This window comes from Gemmiger qucibialis (genome assembly GCF_027689445.1).
Lineage (GTDB): Bacteria > Bacillota > Clostridia > Oscillospirales > Ruminococcaceae > Gemmiger > Gemmiger qucibialis.
The window spans coordinates 201,730-221,485 of record NZ_JAQFEN010000005.1 but is presented as its reverse complement, the minus strand read 5'-3'; the positions used below and the strand labels follow the sequence as shown (position 1 = coordinate 221,485).

Sequence of the window (19,756 nt, the reverse complement as noted above, 5' to 3'; positions counted from 1 at the left end):
TTCTGATTTTGATGATTGGCTGTGTTTATCTTTTGCGGCCATCTTATCCGTTTTGCAGCGCAGCAAAACGCCTTATCATAAACCATACTGCCGGCAGCTTTTATTTCTGTTCATCAGTTTCTTCCGGCGCGTTTTCCAGTTCCTGGTGGCGTTTTTTATACTCCGAAATTGCCGCCTGCATCAGCGTAAAGGTGAACACGACCGTAATAACGCCGGTCACACCGGCAACAACCAGGCTATGGGTCGCAAACATCATGACCACTGCGGAAAGCACACCACCGACCAGGCTGCCCACAATGCTGGTGCTAAGGCTGGCCTTGATGTGGCGGTCCCAAATGCCATTGCGCAGGCATTCTTCCAGCGTGTAAAGGCACGCGGCCATAAACACGATCCATTCTCCTGCCACCTGGCTGATGTCCGCCTGCATCATAAGTTGGAATATCATAACGGCAAACAGGCCCCACCACATCAGCCAGAAGCCGCGGCTTTCAATTTTGCGCAGGGTCTGTTCCTGCATTTCGTCCAGCTGGTTCTTTTTGCTGAAAATATTTTGTTTCATTTATGGTTCCTCCCAGAACAGTTCGTCCAATGTTTTGCCAAGTGCCTTGCAGATCGCGCGGCACAGGTTGATGGTGGGGTTATACTCCCCTTTTTCAATCGCGTTGATGGTCTGGCGCGAAACGCCGACGGCTTCGGCCAAAGCGGCCTGTGTCATATCCTTTTCGGCACGGGCAGCTTTCAGTTTCAGGTTTTTGGGCATATGGCTCCCCTTTTCTTGCATCCTTTTGTGGCAGCCCCTTGCTTTGCTGCTGTGATTGAAGTATAGCATGTGCCTTACATTATGTCAAGTATATATTACATTTTGTCATCTTGTAAATTGCCGCTTCTTGCCTTTCCCGGGTGGCTATGCTATCATGGTACCAGTGCTATTTTATTATGGCAACACCGCACAATTCCCGCCTGACGGCTTAAGCACCGCTCCGGCGGCTGCGGCACGGCATCTGCGTTGCCAAAATGCTCGATAAGACATCCAGTATTATCTGCGCTTTTGGCTTGGCATCTGCCGCACCTCGCTCGCCGTATCGGCACTTAGAATTATGCGGTATTGCCTTATGATTAAGGGGGCTACCCATGAAATACGGATTTTTGCACACAGCAGCCGTCAGCCCTGCGCTGCATGTTGCTGACTGTGCCTACAATACGCAGCAGATCATTGCCGCCATGCGCGCACAGGCTGTTGCCGGAACCAAACTGCTCTGCCTGCCGGAGTTTACCCTGACCGGCTATACCTGCAGCGATCTGTTTTTGCAGGAAACACTGTGCCGCGGCGCCGAGGATGGGCTGATTCAGATTCTCGATGCCAGCAAAGAGCTGGACGTGGTGGCGTTGGTTGGCCTGCCGGTGCGCCATAACGGCAAGCTGTACAACTGTGCAGCGGTTGTTTGCAAGGGGCAACTGTTGGGCCTTGTGCCCAAAACCTACCTGCCCAATTACGGCGAGTTTTACGAGCGCCGCCATTTTGTGCCGGGCCCAAAAGATGCGTTTGAAATCACCTTTGCCGGGCAGCGCACTCTGTTTGGCACCAACCTGCTGTTTGCCTGCCGCGAGATGCCGGAGTTTGTGCTTGGGGTGGAAATCTGTGAGGACCTTTGGGCCCCTGTGCCCCCCAGCTGTAGCCATGCGCTGGCCGGGGCAACGGTGGTTGCAAACCTTTCTGCCAGCGATGAAACGGTAGGCAAAGCTGCCTACCGCCGGGAGCTGGTGGCTGGGCAGAGCGCCCGCCTGCTGTGCGGTTATGTGTATGCTGACGCCGGGCACGGTGAAAGCACCACCGATATGACCTTTGCCGCCCACAATCTGATTGCGGAAAACGGTACACTGCTGTGCGAGGCCGAGCCTTTCGCCAACGGTACCGCCGCAACCGAGCTGGACCTTGGCCGCATGGTGCAGGAGCGTATCCGCAGCACGACCTTTGTGCCGGATGCCGCCGGATACACGACCATCAGCTTTGATTTGGAAGTGGCAGAAGCACCGCTGACGCGGTTTGTTTCCCCCACGCCATTTGTGCCGCAGAATGATGCTGCTCGCGCCGAGCGCTGCGAGCTGATTTTGCGCATCCAGGCTGAGGGCCTTGCCAAGCGTATGGAGCACACCCACGCCAAGTGCGCTGTTGTGGGTATTTCCGGCGGGTTGGATTCCTGCCTGGCTTTGCTGGTTGCCGTGCGCGCCTGCAAGGTGCTGGGCCGTGACCCCAAGGACATTATTGCCATTACCATGCCCTGCTTTGGAACTACCAAGCGCACCCGCTCCAACGCGGAGATTCTGTGCGAAGCACTGGGCGTCAGCTTTACCGAAATCAACATTACCAACACGGTGGAAAGCCACTTTGCCGATATCGGCCAAGACCCGCACACCTATGATGTGACCTTTGAAAACTGCCAGGCCCGTGTGCGCACGCTGGAATTGATGGATTACGCCAACAAGAACGGCGGCTTTGTGATCGGCACCGGAGATTTGAGCGAGCTGGCCCTCGGCTGGGCCACCTACAACGGCGACCACATGAGCATGTACGGTGTGAACGCCGGGGTGCCCAAAACGCTGGTGCGCCACATTGTGCAGTATGTGGCCGATACCTGCGGCCAGCCGGTGCTGCGTGATGTGCTGGTGGATATTCTGGATACCCCAGTCAGCCCGGAGCTGCTGCCCTCCGCCGCGGATGGCACCATTGCCCAGCAGACCGAAAAGCTGGTTGGGCCGTATGAACTGCATGATTTTTACCTGTATTATGTGCTGCGCTTTGGGTTTGGACCCGCCAAGATTTATCACCTGGCGTTGGCCGCATTTGCCGGGCGGTATGAGCCGGAAGTGCTGCTGGCCTGGCTGCGCAACTTCTACCGCCGGTTCTTTGCCCAGCAGTTCAAGCGCAGCTGCCTGCCGGATGGACCGAAGGTCGGTTCCGTCACCCTCAGCCCCCGCGCCGACTGGCGTATGCCGAGTGATGCCTGCAACGCTTTGTGGCTGAAAGAATTGGATGAGATCGAGGCAAAATAAACTTGCTGTTCTATCTCTGATTTCTATTATTTTCAATTCTTATCGCTTCACGGAGTTATAAAATAGCAAAAGCTCCCTGCCTGGTTACCGTACAGCCGGTAAAACAGGCAGGGAGCATTTTGTTTGTTATTTTATGCCGCTTGGAATGACCACCGAGCGGCGGTCATCCGGGGCATCAGGTGCCGTAATGGGAAAGGAACTGTTTGGTGCGTTCCTCGTGCGGGTGTTCGATCACCTGGTGGGCAGGGCCTTCCTCGACCACCACGCCGCCATCCATAAACAGGATGCGGTCTGCCACATCGCGCGCAAAAGACATTTCGTGCGTGACAATGATCATGGTAGTTTTCTGGTCGGCCAGATCGCGCAGAACGCGCAGAACTTCGCCGGTCAGCTCCGGGTCAAGGGCGCTGGTTGGTTCATCAAAGCAAAGGATATCCGGTTCCAGCGCCAGGGCGCGGGCAATAGCCACACGCTGTTGCTGGCCGCCGGAAAGCTGGTGCGGGTAATGGTTTTCTCGCTCCGAAAGGCCCATCTGTGCCAGAAGGGTGCGGGCTTTTTCTTCCAGTTCCGCATGAATCGCTTTGCGGTTGGCTTTATACTCCGGTTTTTCTTTTGCCAGCAGCTCCCCGGCCAGGGTAATGTTCTGCAAAGCCGTATACTGCGGGAAAAGGTTGAAGTTCTGGAACACAAGGCCGAAATGCAGGCGCTTTTTGCGCACTTCACTTTCGCGGTGGGTGGCCGGGTCAGCGGCATCCCACAGGGTTTTGCCGTCCACACGGATCACACCGGTATCCGGCGTTTCCAAAAAGTTCAGGCAGCGCAGCAACGTTGTTTTGCCGGAGCCGGAAGAACCGATGATGGCCAGTGCTTCGCCTTTTTCCAGGTTGAGAGAGATGTTTTGCAGCACATGGGTACTGCCAAAGTTTTTGCTGATGCCGGTAACTTCCAAAAGTGCCATATGTACGTCCCCCTTACCGGAAATAGCTGAGCTTTTTTTCCAGCCAGTTGAACAGCAGGGTCATTGCCCCGACAAACACCAGGAAGAAAAGCGCGGTGGAGAACAGCGGCCAGATCAAGCCCTTGGCGCTGTATTCCTTTGCCATCATGATGATTTCCTTGTTGGCGATCACATTGGCAAGGGAGGTATCTTTGATCAAGGTCATGACCTCATTGCCCATGGGGGCCAGGATGCGCTTGATGACCTGCAGCAGCGTAACGCGGAAAAAAATCTGGCTCTTGGTCATGCCAAGCACCTGCCCGGCTTCCGTCTGGCCAACGGGAACAGACTCAATGCCGCCGCGGTAAATTTCGGAAAAATAGCAGGCGTAATTGATGACAAACGCCACCACCGCCGCCAGCAGGCGGCCATTGGTGCTGGAACCCCAAGGACTGGCAAAGCCCATCAGACCGGGGCCAAGGTAGATAACGATGATTTGCAGCATCAACGGCGTGCCACGGATGATCCACACAAAGGTTTTGACCACGCCCCGCAGCGGTGTGAACCGGCTCATGGAGCCAAGTGACACCAAAAGGCCAAGCGGCAGGGCAAACAACAGCGTCAGCCCAAAAAGCTGACAGTTCATTAGGAAGGCGCTGGTCAGGCGGCTCCAAATCACACCCGCTTCCCCCATGATCAGTCTGCCAGGGTCAGGCCGTATTTGTCGGCCAGGGTCTGCATGGTACCGTCCGCTTTCAGTTCATCGAAAGCGGTATCCACAGCGGCGGCGACATCGCTGCCCTTGCGGAAAGCAGCACCGTATTCTTCCACATTCAGCTCGTCCTTGATGACAAGGTTTGCATAGTCGGTGCCTTCGCCGATCATAGCGCTAGCCAGGGTCAGGTCCAGAACAGCGGCGTCAGCGGTGCCGGCAGCAACTTCCATCAGGCAGTCGGTCTGCACGCTCTTGGCAACAAAGTCTGCCTGCTGCAGGCCCTCGTCCTCTTCAATGGTAGTTTCGCCAGCAGATCCGGACTCAGCCACAACGGTCTTACCGGCAAGGTCTGCGGTGGAGGTGTAATCGGCGTCAGCCTTCATCACAACCACCTGTGCATTCTTGACGTAAGGCTTGGTGCAGGCCATATTGGCCTCGCGGTCGTCGGTCAGGGTCAGGCCGTTCCAGATGCAATCAATGCTCTTGGCAGCCAGCTCGGTCTCTTTGGTATCCCAGTTGATCTCGACAAAATCCGGCTCCACGCCCAGCTTTTCACACACAGCTGTTGCCAGTTCGGTATCAAAACCGGTAAAGGTACCGCTTTCATCGGTGTAGTTCATCGGCTCATACACGGTGTAGCCGATGGTCATTTTGCCCTTGTTCTGCAGGTAGGCCAAGTCGCTGTCTGCAGCGGCGCTGTCAGCGGTGGATGCTGCCGTGCTTTCGGCAGAGCTTTCCGTGATGCTTGCAGCTGCACTGCTGCTGGAGCCGCAGGCCGCAAGGCTGAGGGCAAACATGCCCGCCACAGCAAAAGAAATCAACTTTTTCATAACATTTCCTCCCTTATCTATACCAGTGCTGAGCAAGTTCTCCGCACCATTCCTGCAGTGCTGCACATTTGCACTGCACGCCAACCTTGTGCTTTAGTGCGCCGAAGAGGTTGACTATTAGTTTATAATACCCTCTTTTGCTATTTTTTGCAATACTTATTCATGATTCCTGCATAAAAAGGCAAAGCCGGCAGGGTTTGACTGCGGTTATGCAGCGCTTCCCTGCCGGTCATGGTTTACCTTACCTCCACAACGGTGATATCCTGCGCGCTCAGGCCCTTGCACTTGCCTAAAACGGCATCCCGGATGCGGGTCACTTCATCCGCGGTCAGGGCGTCGTTTTCTGTCATAACGGTGATATCCGCGCGTCCCTCCCCAATGCTGACAACACAGTCCGCAAAGCCTTTGGATTTAATCAGGCTTTCAATGCTGGATTCCACCGTGATGCTGCTGATCTGGTTTTGCAGCTTTTGGGTAATGCTGTCTTTTTCGCTTTCGCTCAAATCCGCACTTTTCAGTGTCTTTTTGATAGCGTCCAGTGCCTCGTCCCGCGCTTTGGAGCGGTTCAGGCGTGCCTGTTCAAAAAATTCCGTACCGGAATCCTTGCTGACGCTGACAAGCTGGGCTTCGCCGTAATTTTTGCCTGCCTGCCCGCCCGATTCCATTCCTTCCGCTGCATCCGCCTGGGCAGCGGTCTGAGGTTCACTTTCCAGCGGATCAAACACTGCCTGGGCGGTCATGGGTTCCACCGCCGCGTTTGTTTCCGGCTGCCGGGCGGCAGTCTGTACCGTGTCCTCGTCAGCTTCCGCCGAAGTCTGCACAACGGCTTCCGGCGTTCCCGCCTGCGGGGTGCGCCCGGCGAACGACCAGTTCAAAAACACTGCACCGCCCAACGCCAGGGTAAGCGCCGCCAATGTGGCATACCGTTTGGTTGCTCTGCCTTCCATATCGTTAGCCCTCCCTATGATTGCATTTTGTTTACGGTAATATGGCTGGCCCCCACGCCGGTCAGGGCGCTGACCAGCTCTGTGATGCGGCGCTGGGTCCCGGCATTACCCCCGCCCTGGCAAAGCACGGCCACGCCGCGCACCTGCGGTGCCTGAACCGACTGCACCACCGGCTGTGCACCGGCCAGCAGATGGGTGCGCTGGCTGGCGGCGCTGCTGCGGGTGTCCTCGCTGGTTTTCTCTGTCCGGGTATCCGCTGCATAGGTGGTTTCCTCCCCGCAGTCCAGCGTTACCATAACAACGGTTTCGCCTGCGCCGTCCATGGCACGGATCAGGGCGGCAAGGCGGGTTTCCAGCTGCTGTTCATACTCCGCTGCCGTCTGGCTCTGCTGGCTGCTCTGCGCGGCATTTTGTGTGCTTTGCCCGGCTGGCAGCCATTCCGACATACAGAGCAGCAGCATGCCCGCCAGGCCGGATACCAGCAAGAGATTGATACGCTTTTTATCATCCTTCCACGCCGCCTGCAGCCAGGCGATACTCTGTTTTGCGGTCATTGGGTGTTCTCCAGCGTATAGGGCAGGTCCCCCGCAAAATTTTGCAGCAGGGTTTCCGCCTGTTCCCGGTCCGCCGGGTAAACCAGCCGCACATGCACGCCGCCCGCCTGCGGCTGCACAACGGATTCGATGCCGCTTTGCCGCAAAAGCTTTTGCAGTGCTGCGGCGGATTCCTGCATGGCAAGCTCTGCGCCGTAAGCGGTATAGTCCTCGCCGGGGGCGCTCTGGCTGGCAAAGTTTTGGAGCTGCGCGGCAAAGCCCTGCCAGTTCATGCCGGATACCGCATGGAGGACCGATGTTATAATATACAGCGTAAGCACCGCATTTATGACTGGCTTGAACCCATTTTGCGGCCAGAATGTCCGCACCAGCCCAGCCAGGGCGGACAAGATGCAGCAAACCAGTGCCGCGTGGCACAGCGTATCCATAAGTCAGCCCCCATTCCCGCCAAGCAGCAGCAACAGCGTGGATAGAATTACCAGAAAGAAATATAGTACCAAGATAGCCCCGCACAGCCGCGTCCCCTGGCCAAATAGGGTACAGATCTGCTTGCTGCGCTTTTGCCCCAGTCCCGCCGCCAGAATGCCAATGCCGGAAAACACCAGCCAGTACAGCCCGCACTGTGCCAGCACCGGGGCAAACGCTGCCCCCAGGGCTGCCACCGCCGCCAACGCCAATGAGCCTTTGAGCAGTCCGATTGCGGCGGAAGCACTGCCCAGAGCCGCCGCAGCGGCATCCCCCACAACGGGCACGGCAGCACTCAGCACGCTTTTGCCGATTTTTAAGGCTGCGCGGTCAGTCCCGGCGGCCAACACATTTTGCAGCCCCAACACAAAGGTAAACAGCATACCGCACAGTTTGAGCGCAAAGGTAAAACAGCGGGCAAACAGGTTTGCGGCATCGGCAATGCCACTATCCCCCCAAAGGGCCGCAGAAACGGAAAAGCAGAAATAGATTTGCAGCAGCGGCAGCAGTAAGTTTTGCAGCACTTCCGCCAGAAAGGCCGCCATAGCATAAAACATCGTGCTGTACACGGCAGCTCCGGCGGTTTGGCCCGCCAGCAGTGCTACCCCAGCAAACACCGGCACAAAACCGGATACATACAACTGGCTGGTGTTGGCTGCCTGGGCAACCTGCTGCACGAGAGATGTCATTTGATTCAGCGCAATGGTGCCAAAGCCGAGCACAGCCACAAGGTCCACACAGTCCCGCCAGGCACCACCGTCCGCCAGCAGCCCCACACAGCTGGAAAGCAGCAAAAACAGCACCGCGCGCCGGGCCAGTTGCAGCGGCTGCCCCCAGGCGTTTTTCAGCCAACCAGCCAGCGTTTGCAGCAGCTCCTGCAAGGTAATGTGAACGAGCTTGTCCGGCGTCAGTTCGCTTTGCTGCAAAATCTGCTGCACCCCAGCGGGCAGTTCTGCCGCGGCGGCTGGCAGCGGGAAGGCTATCACGATAAAAAGGACAAAAACGAGGCCAGCAAGCTTTGCAGCAGAGGCAATGCCTGCAGCATAGCCAAAATGCGGCCCACGAATTCCATACAGAACGCGGCGGCAGCAAGGCCGGCTTCGCGGCAAAGGTCCGCCGCCAGCTGGGCCACAAAAGCGATGGCCAGCACCTGCAGCAGAATGCTGAACGAATCGCCGCCAGCCTGCCCGGCCAGCTGCTGCAGCCGGGCCAGCAGTGGGCGCAATTGCTGCACCGCGAACCACAGCAGCCCCGCCGCGCCGCACAAAGAAAGCAGGAACGCAAAGCCGGGCTGGTCCTTTTTTAAGCAGAGCACCAGCACGCAGACGACAATGGCAAGGGCGGCCGCTTTTAAGATAAGCATCGTTATCCATGACCAATCACAAATCAAACAGCGCTTTGATCAGCACAAACAAATCACTGATTTGGCGCACCAGCATGCTAAGTACCACGATCAAGCCCGCAAGGGTGGTCATCATAGCCTGATCCTCCCGCCCAGAGCGGGTGAGCAGCTGGTTGAGCACCGCAACAATAATGCCGGTGGCCGCAATTTTGAATACAAGATCAATGTTCATGATGGTTCCCCTATAAAAAGCCGGCCGCGCTTTCGCCTTTTCAGTTATCCCCTGCTTCACCCTGCGGGCCAGAGCAGAATGGCCGCCAGCAGCCCGCCGCAAAGTCCCAGTTTAGGGGCAAGCACAGCGGCCTGCTGGGCGGCGGCATACTGGCCTTGGGCGGTGCGGTGGCACAGGGCGGCCAGCGTGCGCATGGTCTGCGGGGCCTGCTGCCTGCTGCACAGGGCAATGGTGTGCAGCCCGGCATGCAGCTCCGCTCCGCAGGTTTTAGCAAGCGGCGGGGGTAGGCGTAATTCCGCAAAGGATGCAGCATTCGGCGGGCAGTAGGCGGCAAACGCCGGGTGTTCCGCCGCGGCGGCCAGCAGCTCCGCACTGGGCAGGGCGCAAAAGGCAAGCTGGTCCGCCAGATAAGTAAGCAAACGCTCAAAGCCGCACACCGCCCGCCACTGTGCCCACAGCCGCTGGCAGTACGCCTGGCCGGCAGCAAAGCCTGTACACACCAGCAGCACAGCCCCCAGCAAACGGCAGTACAGCATCATGCCAGGGTGCGGACCTTCACTGCATGGCCGGGGTTCACGCGGCCATCCAGCAGTACCAGGGTTTCAAAGGCCCCCATCGCCAGCAGGCGGGCAGTGGGCGGTTTGCGGTTCAGCGCTTCCAGGGTATCGCAATGGACACTTGCCACAAACACCACGCCGCAGGCCAGGCCCGCTTCCACGGCCTGGAGGTCCGCCTGGGTGCCCAGCTCATCACACACGATGACCTGAGGGTTCATGCAGCGCAGCGCCATCTGGATGGCCTGCGCTTTGGTGCAACGGGTGTAGACATCGCAGTGTACGGTGTGCCCCGCCGTCAGCAGCTCGCCGCGCTCGTCCGCCACGCAGAAAATGCGGCGGGCGGTATCCAGATAGCGGATGATGCTGCGCAGGAAAGTTGTTTTGCCGCTGCCCGGCGTGCCTACGACCAGAATCCCGCCATTCAAGGCATCCAACGTGCGGCGAAGCTGGGGCGGCAGGACACAGGGCACCTGGCGCGCAACGCGGAGATTGAGAGATGTAATATCGGCAAAGCCCGCCGGGCCACACACACCCGCCACCCCCACGCGGCTGCCGCCGGGCAGGGTGAAATAGCCCTGTTTCAGCTCGTCCTCATAGGCATAGGCGGAGTCCCGGCAGAGGGCGGCAAAGCAGCTGCGCAGCATGCGCGGGCCGATGGCAAGGGCGGTTTGTGCTGCAGGCAGCAGCTGCTGCGCCGGCTGCCAGGCCCCGCCCACCGTAAACTGCACCGCCTGCCCGGCGCGCAGGCGGATTTCCTGCACGCGGGCGGCGCGTTCCGGCGGCATGGCTTTGAGCTCGGTGCGCAGCGGTTCCGGCAAGAACTGGATCACGGAATAATACTCGTCCATTTGGGGTATCACCTCCACACCCCCACTGTATTCCGGGCAGCGGAGCAGTAGAACCAGCCGCGGCAAATTGTATGCAGCGGGCAGATTTCCACTGTGGCACAGTAGATTTTCCCGGTGGTTCCTGCTATACTGGAAGCAAAGTAAACGCTGCGTTGAATGCTGCTCAAAGGAGGGTATCTTTATGGATAAGTTCAGAACGGTTGCACCCATCATCCTGATGCTTCTTACCGCACTGGTTGTGTTCTATGCGAATGTCAGCCTTTCCGGCAGCGGGTTTGGCGGTGCTATTTTGTTTGCCATGATCGCGGGGTTTGCCTGCGTGATCTATGTACTGGATAACCGCGAGCGATAACGCAAAGCAAAGGAGCTGCATGGGTATGACCCGCCGGGAATTGATTTATGATATTGAGCGTTACTGCCCGTTCAATGAGCAGGAAGAAAAGGACAAAGCCCTGATTTTGAATTGGATCAAAACAAATGATAACGCATTCAGCCGCGAAAACGCCGTGGCACACATGACGGCATCCGCCTGGGTGGTAAACAAGGACCGCAGCAAGGTGTTGATGGTATACCACAACATTTACCACTCCTGGTCCTGGCTGGGCGGGCACGCGGATGGCGAAACCGACCTGTTGGCTGTTGCCATTCGCGAGGTAAAAGAGGAAGCAGGAATCCGGCACGTACAGCCGGTTTCCAAAGAGATTTTCTCGCTGGAGTCACTTACCGTGGATGGGCATGTGAAGCGTGGATGCTATGTTTCCAGCCATCTGCATCTGAATGTAACTTATCTGCTGGAAGCCGACTCTGAGGAAGCGGTTGCCATTAAGGCGGACGAAAACAGCGGTGTGGCCTGGTTTACGCCGGAAGAAGCACTGGTAAAATCCACCGAGCCGTGGTTCGTGGAGCATGTGTACGCAAAGCTGCTGGAAAAGATGAAAACGATTTAGGGCAATACCGCACAATTCTAAGTGCCGATACGGCGAGCGAGGCACGGCAGCTGCTAAGCCAAAAGCGAAGATAATACTTTGTGTATTATCGAGCATTTTGGCAACACAGATGCCGTGCCGCAGCCGCCGGAGCGGTGCTTAAGCCGTCAGGCGGGAATTGTGCGGTGTTACCTTCAGTTTTCACAAATCATGCCGTAGCCATAGCGGTCATCCCCAAAATCGCGTTTATTGACCAGCTTTACGCCAAAGTGGCCGTATTTGGATGTAATGGCCGTAGCTGCCGCCCCAGCTGTCAAAACCGTTAATGCCACACTGATACCTGCGGCAACAGCCGTGACAAGGCTGTGCAGCCTGGCAAAAAAATGACGGATGGCTGAGTGTGACACCGTGATTGTCTTGCGGGTGTTGCTGGCAGCTTTCTGCATGGCAAATTGTATTTGTTGGATTTGATAACCCTGCTTCCTTATTTTATGTATAGGTAGAAAATGGAAAATTCGAAAAGAAACTGAAAACTGTCGAAAAAAGCAAAAAATCCCCGCAGCCAATGGGAAATTGGCTGCGAGGAAATTGAAAACATTCTGAAAACAGCAGAATTTATTCTGTTTTTCTCAAAAAAATTGCCCTCTCCCCTGCCATAATTCAGAATTTTGCGGGAAGACGGGGCAATAAAAGTGTCCAACCTTCTAAAAATGGTTGGACATCTCTACAAAAAGCAACCTGAAAACCGGTTGGCGAAACCGCCAATTTTCGGCGATACAACAAAAAAAGACTATGACATCTTTCTCATCACAGTCTTATGTCTGAGTGTTACAAAAGAGATGCCCGTCACCCTAATTTTCCAATAGACCCAATCGTATACTTTTCTCTATTTTTCTAATATTTTTAGCTGCGCTTGTTTTATTTTGGAAAAACAATCTCATACAATTTATCTAATGCCATTCGAGTTTCCACAGGATATTTACTGCTCACACTATTTTCCCACTGTGCAAGCTGTTCATCGGTGAGCGTAGGCATTTCATTTAGTGCCTTCTCCACATTGTAGGAAATTGTTGGCATGCTTCTTTCATCCTGCGCAAAATGTTTAATAATCTCTCGCTGCGTCGGTTCAGTTATTTGCAGCATTGTCGTCATTGATAGCTCGTAGTAAATCCACGGTGATGTTGTCCGCTTTTCTTTGGGATTATCTTTTATTTTGCTTAATGCTTCTGTCATACTAATCGAATTAGGTGTGTTAAAGAAGATAACACATTCTGTCTTATTCATCATTTCAGTCAAAGCTGTAGACAACATCATGTGAACATGGCTCGTGGTATAATTTCTTAAGTTATAGTCATATGTTTTTGTTTTTGGGTTGTAGCAATATTTTTTGTCTATCTTATTAAGCAATTCATCGCAATACTCCCAGGAGCATGAATCAATGAATGCTTTTAACCCGAAACAGTTATAAAGCCATCCCGCAAACGCCTTTACTTTGTTGATATCCTTGTGGGAATGTGAAATAAAAACATCCTTTGGTGAAATAGAAAACCAATAATTTTTTAATGCTGTGCCATCAATAATTCCGTCATCCGATATATACCTGTCTAAGCACTCATGCACTTCCTTTTCGTGCTTCGCATATAAGGAACATCCTGTAGCCATATGTGAATTTAATGTGCTATTGTAAAAGTAAATCGATGGGGAGTAATTGAATTTCGTGTACATTTATCTACTCCTCGCACTCCTCTGACGCATCTTTTTTCAGCTTTATATTTTCATTCTCATTCCGCTCGGAAGCGATTCTTTTGTGCTATCCACATGGCTTCAAATTCACTAACACAATTAAAGTAAATAAAACAATTGGTCCATATATCGGCAGGAGCGTTTTTGTAAACATAACTCTTAAAATGCAGGGTTCCTTCTCTTCCTTTGGTAGGCGCATTTTGCTATTATGTGGATTCAAATCATAGCAGTATTCATCTGTTTCTAATCGATTGGCTATAAGCCACTGATACTTTAACCTATATAGTCTCTCCATTTTCAAATAGAAAGCATCTAAATACCAAAAACATGTTGTCGCCACAATACTAATGCCACACAACAATTTCGCATCGAACTTTTCAGGAAGCAATGCAAGGGCAACAGCAATCAACGTGATAGTCCATCCTTTAATAACAAATGAATTCTGAGCCATTCGTGATATACATCCCTGCACCAAATCGATTTCTTTTTCCATAACAGTTTTAAGCTCTTTTTTATCCATGCTTGTCACCTCTATACATTATGATTGTATGGTTTTCCCCCAGAAAGCCATTTTCTTAAAGAAATATAATTACCGTTTTCTGGATCATTTACCCAAAATTCATATTCCTGTGTGCCTTTTCTCGTCTCATAGTCAATAAATGGATAAAGTCCTAAGTATTCTTGTCCTTTAAACGACTCTCCTTCTTTTTTCATAATAGGTAGAATTGCACATCGACCATTTTTCGCTGCATCGGCATATCCAAGTTCCCACGGACACCACTTCGAATTACTTGAATTGCCCGTAGCAACATACGCTAAACCCTTAGACATCCTCATTCTTTTTCGTAGAATGTCCGCCGTTGTTGCAGTTACTTCTGAACGATTCAGCTGTTGATCGTTCATCCAATCAATGTAAATACTATATCCTGCACTATTAAACAAATCAACAACTGCACACACAAGTTCTTTATCCATGTAACTGTGTGAAAGAAAGATATCATATTTATCAGCACTATCGTTCCTAAATTGCTGATCATTTTCATTTAGAACTCTCTTTTGAGCAAATTCGTAGCGAAAATTTTTAGTGTTTGAAACCTGATATAGATAGTTCATGTTCAATATCATAGAGCCATATCCTTTTGCTTTAAACCCAAAATTTTTTGCGCTTGTTTTTGGTTCCCATCAGCCTTGTCACAATGCTCACTTTATGATAGTTTCTTTACCTCTGCTTCAAATGCGCTTTCTGTCATGTTGGCTCGATGCGCAGCTTCTTTAATGCTCAGTAAACCATCCTTGACAAGCCCTGCAAGAACAGCAACCGCACCTTCGGTTTTACTTTCATTCATCATATCCTCAACTGCTTTGCACACATCAATCACCTCCGCGTCCTCTGGAATGTCCAGAGGTGTGTTCGTTACAGCTTTGATTACTCGCGCCGCGTTCGCTTCCATAAGCATACGCGGATTGTCGGTCAAAAATTCTGTCAATCGTTTTTTGTCTTTGGAATACTTGATGTACCCGATTACCTCTCGGAGACTTGTCGAGAATTTTTCCAAGTCCTCTTTGCTCAGTTTTGCCGGGTCAATCAAGTGGATCTGATAATCCTGCACAAAGTTCAGCAGGCTCTCATTCTTGACTGCCATCATTTCATGCAAAGACAGCGGGCCATCCCACTCGTTCGCGCCGAAGTGCAGCACCAATGTAATGACAGGTGTAATCTTATCATCCTTATAGAACCCGGACAGGTACTCTCCCCGGCTGTGTCCTTTCGAGCCATCAGTGCGGTGCTTTGCCGATATATCAGCAACCTGCTTGCCATACTGGAGCGCATCATAAATGATATTGCGAACAGGCATTGCATAGTGAATATCGGTTTGGTTTTCGATACCCAAAAGGATGTAAGCTGCTTCACCATCCTGTTTAATGACCGCTGATTTCAGCACATCGCGGTATTTCTGTACCGCATCATCCGGCTGGTTTCCGTTTTCGTCCTGCGCACCAAATGGCAAAGCTATTTCTGTTGTATCCAGTTCCTTCAACTGCGTAGGGTTCACAACCGTCTTTCCGCCGTAAATGAGATAGTTAAATGCATCTGCAAACACAGTATTTTCTTTCATATAGGCTTTTGTGACCGTATCAGCCAATCCCATTGGTGTACACCTCCTTACATTTCACTTCTTGCCTTATGGTTTTATCTTACCATAAAGCGTTCATTTTATCAAGTTTTGTTTCGTTCCGGATTCTTAATTTTCCGCAAATCATTGTGTTTTCCAATCCATATCTGCTACTATTATCATACACTGACAATCATCACTTTTCAGAAAGGAGTTTGCTCATGAAATTTACCGATGCGCAAAAGAAAGTCATCGTTGCTCGCCGTGAAAAGGGAGAATCCGTCCGTTCACTTTGCTCCGTGTTCAATATTCCGCGCAGCACACTTTATCGCTGGTGCAAAAGCCATAAAACGAATACCATCGCCAACGGCATACCTTTCACAGCAAGAGAAATCAATCAAATGCAGAATCGCATTGTAAAGCTGAACAATATAATTGCAATCCTCAAAACTGTAAATTGTACCGTATCCGCACCACTGCGAGAACGCTTGGTTGCTTTAGAGACATTATATGGTCAATATGATGTTTACACATTGTGCGAAGCGCTGAATGTTGACCGCGGCACATTTTACAACCATATCCTCAGAAATAAACGCGAGAATGCTTGGTTTGCCAAGCGGCGTGAGAAATATCGCCGTATTGTGCAGGAAGTCTTTGACGAGTACCACCAGATTCTCGGTGCGGAAAAGATTCGTACCGTTCTTGTAGAACGCGGTCATCAAGTAAGTACCAAATTTATCGCATCCATTATGCACGAATGTGGTCTATCCAGCGTTAGGACCACTGCGAGAAGCGATTATCTTCGGCTGAATACTTTAGAAACTCCGAAGAATAGAATTAGGCAAAACTTTACAGCACATTCTCCCAACCAGATTTGGGTCAGTGATGTTACATGCTTTAAAATCAAAGACAAGTATTACTACATATGTGTGATTCTCGACCTATTTTCTCGCAGGGTCGTTGCCTATACAATTTCCAAGAAAAACAGCACCCGCCTTGTGACCTCAACCTTCAAACAAGCTACTATCGCGCGTGGCCGTTCCCACAACCTCGTTTTTCACAGTAATCGCGGCTCTCAGTACCTATCGCACACATTCCAGCAGCTCCTACAAGAATATAGAGTAAAGCATTCTGTTTCCGCGCCAGGGCATCCGCATGACAATTCTGTGGCCGAGTCATTCTTTGCATCCTTAAAGCGAGAAAATCTCTACCGCAAGGAATATAAATCCGCGAATGCATTCCGAACGGGCATTGCAGAATACATACAATTTTATAACGAAAAACGCCCTCATAAGCTTTTAAAGAACCGCACCCCCTGCCAATTTGAGGAACTCAACTTTTCAAATGAGACATAGCCGTTCATATCGCGTTATTTCAGAATTTCATTTCTGCATTTTCGTAGTTTCACTTTTTCATGTCTCACTTCCGGGTAAGACAGAAAAATCCGCAAAGCCCGTCGCATCAAGGCTTTGCGGATATAAAAAAGACCACGCAATAGACTGTCTCAACAAGCAGTTCACATTACGTGGGGTCTTTCAACGATGCAGAAAAATTTTATTGTTTTCTTTTGCTAAAGGGTCACTGCAGCATCCATTCCAGATACTCTGCTCCTGTAATTTTCCTCGTTCTTAATTTTTCCTTTTGGCTATACCACTCTTTCAATAATTTTTCCACTTCCTCAAAATTATCAAAAAGCAGAATCGTGTCAATCGGAACGCTCCCGCCGCAGCCATGTTCCCAGTCATACCAAATCATCAAGCGAATAATGTCCTCCGGTGTTTCTGCCCTTGTAAAGAAATTTTCTTCGCGAACATTCAACGCTTTGGCTATGTCTTTGGTTCTGCTCTCTTTGGGCGTTCGGAATCCTGATTCATATTGGGCAATGCGATTTGCTGCGTTTCCATCCAAGTGCAGTCGTTCTCCCAGTTCCCGCTGCGTTAGTCCTCTGTGCTTACGAACCAGCTTGATTTTCTCTCCCAGCTTCATAGCTACCTCTTTCCGATAAAAGTGAAAAAGGGCATACCCAATCGAAGATGCTTTATCTCCGATTGGGTATGCCCTCTTTATTTTTATGCCAGCCGCATGGTCTTTTTGTAGCCGCCGATGAACCGTATTTCAATTTCATTGCGTGCCCTTACCGTAATTTTCTCAATGATTCTCGCGGTCAGCGCATCGTCATATTCTTGAATTTGCAGATCCTTGGCTGACAGCAGCATCTCCGGCTGGCTGACTTTTTCCTGTCGGGCGGTGCTGTCCTCGATGGCTTTTTTCAGACTCTTAATTTTATTATTCAGCTTTTTCAACCTGTCATCCAGAAACGGGGTATCCTCATCGAAGTCCAAAGACATTTCCAGCAGACGGTCAAATTACTGCTGGGTCTGTTCCAGCAGCTCCTGCAAATTGGGCTTTGTACTTTCGCCGGTCTGTATGTCATGAAGGATGCCGTTGATCTGGGCAGCGACCTCATCGGTGAAGTTTGCTGCCAAATCCTGCACCGCTTTCAAAATAGCACGGTGCAGTTCTTCTTCCGGGAGGGACGGTGAACTACTGCAGAATTTCGTGCCATACTCGATGCGGTTCTCGCACCGCCAGACAATTTGTTTTCTGCCGTGGATAGTAGGCATAATATTACCTCATTTCAGCCGTTCACACAACGGCTGATTTTATCTTTTTAGTACATCATGGATTTTTCTTCAATCTGCGAGCACGCTTCTTCAATAGACGTACCAGCCTCCAGCGATCAATTCGCTTAGGCACCTTTTGATAAATTTCCCGATAATCTACTGTTTCTGGAATCCACCGTCCGTTTTGAGTAATGCTGTGCCCATCAAGCAGATGAAGGAAGAAGGATGCTTCGATGATTACGGAAATAGAATTGCTTACACCGGAGCCAATATGATTGTGTTGGTACAGATTACGAGGTCCCTGAAAGAAACCCATAAGCATATACCTGATGCCGTCCTGCTCATTGCGCTCCGATTCGTTTTTCAGATCATTGATTGCAATAAGGGGAGCCCTCTTTATTTCGCCGGTTTGCTTGTCTATTTCAAAAGAAAGTGCTCTTGTCGCCAGATCGAATCCATGCGAATCCAGGCCTGACTTCTTTTTGAGATAATTTTCCACAGCCACGAAGGCTTCACGTGCTGCCGACTCAAACTCGGATTTATATATGAGTTGCACCGCATCCGATAACGCTGCGTGGATATTGTATACCTCAAAAAATCCTTTGAGCTTCTTTAGCGAATATGGCATTAAACTGCCGCAACAAGGACAGAATGTAAAATCATAAAAGTCAAGCCCATATGTACCGTTGCGATATTCCCTAAGTTGCTTTTTTCTGGGTGGAAGAGAACACCCATTAGGACAAGCGTATTCTTCTCTCCTCATTGCTTTCACCTCATTTCAACTACTCACTTACCCGCTGGAAAGATTACAATTTCAAAGGATAAGCATCCAGCTTGTTTTGCGCATTTATGTAGGATTTATAAATATTTTTGATTCCGGCTTCTTTTGCCATGCTTACAACAAGATTTTCCTCTGCTACGCCCATTCGCAGACCAAGAATTATGCCATTGGGGATCCATTCCATCATAATCGGCGGTTTCATAATGCAGCCGGTAATCATTCGCCATTCTTCATCATATTTATGGCACTCTTTTTTGATCAGAGTCGTTCTTTCTTGTTCCCATAGCACATTTCCCATCTCTACATATAGCTCTTGAGGAATCTGAGTTTTTGCTGTCTCTGCTATTTTGCGGAGCATAACGAATTTTGCAAATTTCGTTGCATCATAAGGCGTGTCCGAATAATAAATCGGATATAGCGGCGTTCCGTAGTTCTTGATTCCGCAATTTGCGCATTTTTCTTGTTTACCGCATAAAAAGTTGTCTTCATTTTCAAGATCGTAGATTTGCACAAAACCTCTGTGCTGATCTGCATATTTCAGCCACAGAACCTCATTAAACCCATTTTCGGAGAAACAAACTGACCACGTATCCTTTTTAACTTCATCACGGAGTGAAAGCGCTGCATTCAGAAAGCTTTCGGTAAGCCCGTGAGAAAGCGCGTTTGTTACATTCTCAACCGTAAACTGCGCTGCTTGCTCCTCAGAGAGAATATTCCCAAGCAATGACTTAACACCATCCACAACAGCTTCTGTACTTTCCGGAGTCTGGAATGCACTTAAATACTCTTTCCGGATTGCCTCAATGTCGATGTGAAGAAAGGTATCGAAAGGGTCATCATAATAATTCGCAGAAGAAAAATAGAGCTTATTCGTTCTGAGGGCATCCAAGCTCTTTGTGCTGACAGGTCGATACCGGAAAAGCAGCTTCGGATACTTAATTGCTTTGAAAAGCTGTTCTCGTTCTGCCACAATATCATTTCCGGGCAAAGAACATAATGTTTGCCAGAAGTGTTCTCGATCATTGTGATTCATTGATGCCCCTCCTCTCAATTATCAAATACGATTTGTAATCCGAAACAAAACCAACAC

Annotated in this window: 27 protein-coding genes; 4 read left to right on the top strand and 23 right to left on the bottom strand. The window is 51.0% G+C overall.

Annotated features, from left to right (window positions below):
- Positions 1-100 precede the first annotated feature (100 nt).
- Positions 101-559 (bottom strand): DUF6773 family protein, encoded by a 459-nt coding sequence (locus PG062_RS09965; RefSeq protein ID WP_270752173.1) that lies wholly within the window; start codon positions 557-559, stop codon positions 101-103.
- Positions 560-760: a type II toxin-antitoxin system RelB family anti-toxin gene (relB, locus tag PG062_RS09960; protein ID WP_114000807.1), complete on the bottom strand. Its 201-nt coding sequence runs from the start codon at positions 758-760 to the stop codon at positions 560-562.
- Between the two features lie 371 nt (positions 761-1,131).
- Between relB and PG062_RS09955 the strand changes: the two genes are divergently transcribed.
- Positions 1,132-3,051: an NAD(+) synthase gene (locus PG062_RS09955; RefSeq protein WP_270752172.1), complete on the top strand. Its 1,920-nt coding sequence runs from the start codon at positions 1,132-1,134 to the stop codon at positions 3,049-3,051.
- Positions 3,052-3,226: 175 nt separating this feature from the next.
- On the opposite strand, the gene PG062_RS09950 is transcribed toward PG062_RS09955, so the two are convergent.
- From PG062_RS09950 to PG062_RS09900, 11 genes are all read right to left on the bottom strand, one after another.
- Positions 3,227-4,009 carry an amino acid ABC transporter ATP-binding protein gene (locus PG062_RS09950; protein WP_114000805.1) on the bottom strand — a complete coding sequence of 261 codons (783 nt, stop codon included), beginning with the start codon at positions 4,007-4,009 and terminating at the stop codon, positions 3,227-3,229.
- A gap of 13 nt (positions 4,010-4,022) precedes the next feature.
- Positions 4,023-4,682 carry an amino acid ABC transporter permease gene (locus tag PG062_RS09945; RefSeq protein WP_114000804.1) on the bottom strand — a complete coding sequence of 220 codons (660 nt, stop codon included), beginning with the start codon at positions 4,680-4,682 and terminating at the stop codon, positions 4,023-4,025.
- A 2-nt stretch (positions 4,683-4,684) separates the two neighbouring features.
- Positions 4,685-5,533 (bottom strand): transporter substrate-binding domain-containing protein, encoded by an 849-nt coding sequence (locus PG062_RS09940; protein ID WP_270752171.1) that lies wholly within the window; start codon positions 5,531-5,533, stop codon positions 4,685-4,687.
- Between the two features lie 236 nt (positions 5,534-5,769).
- Complete coding sequence (locus tag PG062_RS09935; RefSeq protein WP_270752170.1) at positions 5,770-6,480, bottom strand: SpoIIIAH-like family protein; 711 nt, start codon at positions 6,478-6,480, stop codon at positions 5,770-5,772.
- 14 nt (positions 6,481-6,494) lie between these two features.
- Entirely contained in the window at positions 6,495-7,034 is a 540-nt protein-coding gene (locus PG062_RS09930) for a SpoIIIAG-related protein (RefSeq protein ID WP_270752169.1), read from the bottom strand.
- Positions 7,031-7,462: a hypothetical protein gene (locus tag PG062_RS09925; RefSeq protein ID WP_114000800.1), complete on the bottom strand. Its 432-nt coding sequence runs from the start codon at positions 7,460-7,462 to the stop codon at positions 7,031-7,033. The genes PG062_RS09930 and PG062_RS09925 overlap by 4 nt, the downstream gene beginning before the upstream one ends.
- 3 nt (positions 7,463-7,465) lie before the next feature.
- Entirely contained in the window at positions 7,466-8,485 is a 1,020-nt protein-coding gene (locus PG062_RS09920; protein WP_270752168.1) for a stage III sporulation protein AE, read from the bottom strand.
- Positions 8,482-8,862 carry a stage III sporulation AC/AD family protein gene (locus tag PG062_RS09915; protein WP_114000798.1) on the bottom strand — a complete coding sequence of 127 codons (381 nt, stop codon included), beginning with the start codon at positions 8,860-8,862 and terminating at the stop codon, positions 8,482-8,484. The genes PG062_RS09920 and PG062_RS09915 overlap by 4 nt, the downstream gene beginning before the upstream one ends.
- Before the next feature lie 16 nt (positions 8,863-8,878).
- Positions 8,879-9,073, bottom strand: coding sequence for a stage III sporulation protein AC (spoIIIAC, locus tag PG062_RS09910; protein ID WP_114000797.1), 195 nt, complete (start codon positions 9,071-9,073; stop codon positions 8,879-8,881).
- Between the two features lie 56 nt (positions 9,074-9,129).
- Positions 9,130-9,612: a hypothetical protein gene (locus PG062_RS09905; protein ID WP_270752166.1), complete on the bottom strand. Its 483-nt coding sequence runs from the start codon at positions 9,610-9,612 to the stop codon at positions 9,130-9,132.
- Positions 9,609-10,478, bottom strand: coding sequence for an ATPase, T2SS/T4P/T4SS family (locus tag PG062_RS09900; protein ID WP_270752165.1), 870 nt, complete (start codon positions 10,476-10,478; stop codon positions 9,609-9,611). Before PG062_RS09900 ends, PG062_RS09905 begins: the two co-directional genes overlap by 4 nt.
- A gap of 181 nt (positions 10,479-10,659) precedes the next feature.
- Between PG062_RS09900 and PG062_RS09895 the strand changes: the two genes are divergently transcribed.
- Both PG062_RS09895 and PG062_RS09890 read left to right on the top strand, forming a co-directional pair.
- Positions 10,660-10,830, top strand: coding sequence for a hypothetical protein (locus PG062_RS09895; RefSeq protein ID WP_270752164.1), 171 nt, complete (start codon positions 10,660-10,662; stop codon positions 10,828-10,830).
- 25 nt (positions 10,831-10,855) lie between these two features.
- Positions 10,856-11,425: an NUDIX hydrolase gene (locus PG062_RS09890; RefSeq protein WP_270752163.1), complete on the top strand. Its 570-nt coding sequence runs from the start codon at positions 10,856-10,858 to the stop codon at positions 11,423-11,425.
- A gap of 173 nt (positions 11,426-11,598) precedes the next feature.
- Here the strand turns inward: PG062_RS09890 and PG062_RS09885 are convergent, their stop codons facing one another.
- From PG062_RS09885 to PG062_RS09865, 5 genes are all read right to left on the bottom strand, one after another.
- Positions 11,599-11,850, bottom strand: coding sequence for a hypothetical protein (locus PG062_RS09885; RefSeq protein ID WP_270752162.1), 252 nt, complete (start codon positions 11,848-11,850; stop codon positions 11,599-11,601).
- Between the two features lie 472 nt (positions 11,851-12,322).
- The gene (locus tag PG062_RS09880) at positions 12,323-13,129 is read right to left on the bottom strand and encodes a toll/interleukin-1 receptor domain-containing protein (RefSeq protein ID WP_270752161.1); all 807 of its coding nucleotides are present in this window, start codon (positions 13,127-13,129) and stop codon (positions 12,323-12,325) included.
- Positions 13,130-13,214: 85 nt separating this feature from the next.
- Entirely contained in the window at positions 13,215-13,667 is a 453-nt protein-coding gene (locus PG062_RS09875) for a hypothetical protein (protein ID WP_270752160.1), read from the bottom strand.
- Between the two features lie 11 nt (positions 13,668-13,678).
- A complete protein-coding gene (locus tag PG062_RS09870; protein WP_270752159.1) occupies positions 13,679-14,260 on the bottom strand; it encodes a toll/interleukin-1 receptor domain-containing protein in 582 nt (193 codons plus the stop codon).
- A gap of 92 nt (positions 14,261-14,352) precedes the next feature.
- Entirely contained in the window at positions 14,353-15,297 is a 945-nt protein-coding gene (locus PG062_RS09865; RefSeq protein WP_270752158.1) for an Rpn family recombination-promoting nuclease/putative transposase, read from the bottom strand.
- Between the two features lie 185 nt (positions 15,298-15,482).
- Here PG062_RS09865 and PG062_RS09860 point away from each other — a divergent pair, with 185 nt between their 5' ends.
- Positions 15,483-16,616 (top strand): IS3 family transposase, encoded by a 1,134-nt coding sequence (locus PG062_RS09860; protein ID WP_270752156.1) that lies wholly within the window; start codon positions 15,483-15,485, stop codon positions 16,614-16,616.
- A 223-nt stretch (positions 16,617-16,839) separates the two neighbouring features.
- Here the strand turns inward: PG062_RS09860 and PG062_RS09855 are convergent, their stop codons facing one another.
- From PG062_RS09855 to PG062_RS09835, 5 genes are all read right to left on the bottom strand, one after another.
- Entirely contained in the window at positions 16,840-17,247 is a 408-nt protein-coding gene (locus tag PG062_RS09855; protein ID WP_078783903.1) for a helix-turn-helix domain-containing protein, read from the bottom strand.
- Positions 17,248-17,330: 83 nt separating this feature from the next.
- Positions 17,331-17,609: a hypothetical protein gene (locus PG062_RS09850; protein ID WP_270752155.1), complete on the bottom strand. Its 279-nt coding sequence runs from the start codon at positions 17,607-17,609 to the stop codon at positions 17,331-17,333.
- An 18-nt stretch (positions 17,610-17,627) separates the two neighbouring features.
- Positions 17,628-17,885 carry a recombinase zinc beta ribbon domain-containing protein gene (locus tag PG062_RS09845; protein ID WP_270752153.1) on the bottom strand — a complete coding sequence of 86 codons (258 nt, stop codon included), beginning with the start codon at positions 17,883-17,885 and terminating at the stop codon, positions 17,628-17,630.
- Between the two features lie 55 nt (positions 17,886-17,940).
- Positions 17,941-18,648, bottom strand: a complete 708-nt coding sequence (locus PG062_RS09840) for a TIGR02391 family protein (RefSeq protein WP_270752151.1) — start codon at positions 18,646-18,648, stop codon at positions 17,941-17,943.
- A gap of 43 nt (positions 18,649-18,691) precedes the next feature.
- Positions 18,692-19,699, bottom strand: coding sequence for a DUF2971 domain-containing protein (locus tag PG062_RS09835; RefSeq protein ID WP_078783906.1), 1,008 nt, complete (start codon positions 19,697-19,699; stop codon positions 18,692-18,694).
- Between the last annotated feature and the right edge of the window lie 57 nt (positions 19,700-19,756).

Coding starts and splice junctions, on each gene's coding strand:
- PG062_RS09965 (WP_270752173.1), bottom strand. CDS start 559: ATGAAACAAAATATTTTCAGCAAAAAGAACCAGCTGGACGAAATGCAG.
- relB (WP_114000807.1), bottom strand. CDS start 760: ATGCCCAAAAACCTGAAACTGAAAGCTGCCCGTGCCGAAAAGGATATG.
- PG062_RS09955 (WP_270752172.1), top strand. CDS start 1,132: ATGAAATACGGATTTTTGCACACAGCAGCCGTCAGCCCTGCGCTGCAT.
- PG062_RS09950 (WP_114000805.1), bottom strand. CDS start 4,009: ATGGCACTTTTGGAAGTTACCGGCATCAGCAAAAACTTTGGCAGTACC.
- PG062_RS09945 (WP_114000804.1), bottom strand. CDS start 4,682: ATGGGGGAAGCGGGTGTGATTTGGAGCCGCCTGACCAGCGCCTTCCTA.
- PG062_RS09940 (WP_270752171.1), bottom strand. CDS start 5,533: ATGAAAAAGTTGATTTCTTTTGCTGTGGCGGGCATGTTTGCCCTCAGC.
- PG062_RS09935 (WP_270752170.1), bottom strand. CDS start 6,480: ATGGAAGGCAGAGCAACCAAACGGTATGCCACATTGGCGGCGCTTACC.
- PG062_RS09930 (WP_270752169.1), bottom strand. CDS start 7,034: ATGACCGCAAAACAGAGTATCGCCTGGCTGCAGGCGGCGTGGAAGGAT.
- PG062_RS09925 (WP_114000800.1), bottom strand. CDS start 7,462: ATGGATACGCTGTGCCACGCGGCACTGGTTTGCTGCATCTTGTCCGCC.
- PG062_RS09915 (WP_114000798.1), bottom strand. CDS start 8,862: ATGCTTATCTTAAAAGCGGCCGCCCTTGCCATTGTCGTCTGCGTGCTG.
- spoIIIAC (WP_114000797.1), bottom strand. CDS start 9,073: ATGAACATTGATCTTGTATTCAAAATTGCGGCCACCGGCATTATTGTT.
- PG062_RS09905 (WP_270752166.1), bottom strand. CDS start 9,612: ATGATGCTGTACTGCCGTTTGCTGGGGGCTGTGCTGCTGGTGTGTACA.
- PG062_RS09900 (WP_270752165.1), bottom strand. CDS start 10,478: ATGGACGAGTATTATTCCGTGATCCAGTTCTTGCCGGAACCGCTGCGC.
- PG062_RS09895 (WP_270752164.1), top strand. CDS start 10,660: ATGGATAAGTTCAGAACGGTTGCACCCATCATCCTGATGCTTCTTACC.
- PG062_RS09890 (WP_270752163.1), top strand. CDS start 10,856: ATGACCCGCCGGGAATTGATTTATGATATTGAGCGTTACTGCCCGTTC.
- PG062_RS09885 (WP_270752162.1), bottom strand. CDS start 11,850: ATGCAGAAAGCTGCCAGCAACACCCGCAAGACAATCACGGTGTCACAC.
- PG062_RS09880 (WP_270752161.1), bottom strand. CDS start 13,129: ATGTACACGAAATTCAATTACTCCCCATCGATTTACTTTTACAATAGC.
- PG062_RS09875 (WP_270752160.1), bottom strand. CDS start 13,667: ATGGATAAAAAAGAGCTTAAAACTGTTATGGAAAAAGAAATCGATTTG.
- PG062_RS09870 (WP_270752159.1), bottom strand. CDS start 14,260: ATGAACTATCTATATCAGGTTTCAAACACTAAAAATTTTCGCTACGAA.
- PG062_RS09865 (WP_270752158.1), bottom strand. CDS start 15,297: ATGGGATTGGCTGATACGGTCACAAAAGCCTATATGAAAGAAAATACT.
- PG062_RS09860 (WP_270752156.1), top strand. CDS start 15,483: ATGAAATTTACCGATGCGCAAAAGAAAGTCATCGTTGCTCGCCGTGAA.
- PG062_RS09855 (WP_078783903.1), bottom strand. CDS start 17,247: ATGAAGCTGGGAGAGAAAATCAAGCTGGTTCGTAAGCACAGAGGACTA.
- PG062_RS09850 (WP_270752155.1), bottom strand. CDS start 17,609: ATGTCTTTGGACTTCGATGAGGATACCCCGTTTCTGGATGACAGGTTG.
- PG062_RS09845 (WP_270752153.1), bottom strand. CDS start 17,885: ATGCCTACTATCCACGGCAGAAAACAAATTGTCTGGCGGTGCGAGAAC.
- PG062_RS09840 (WP_270752151.1), bottom strand. CDS start 18,648: ATGAGGAGAGAAGAATACGCTTGTCCTAATGGGTGTTCTCTTCCACCC.
- PG062_RS09835 (WP_078783906.1), bottom strand. CDS start 19,699: ATGAATCACAATGATCGAGAACACTTCTGGCAAACATTATGTTCTTTG.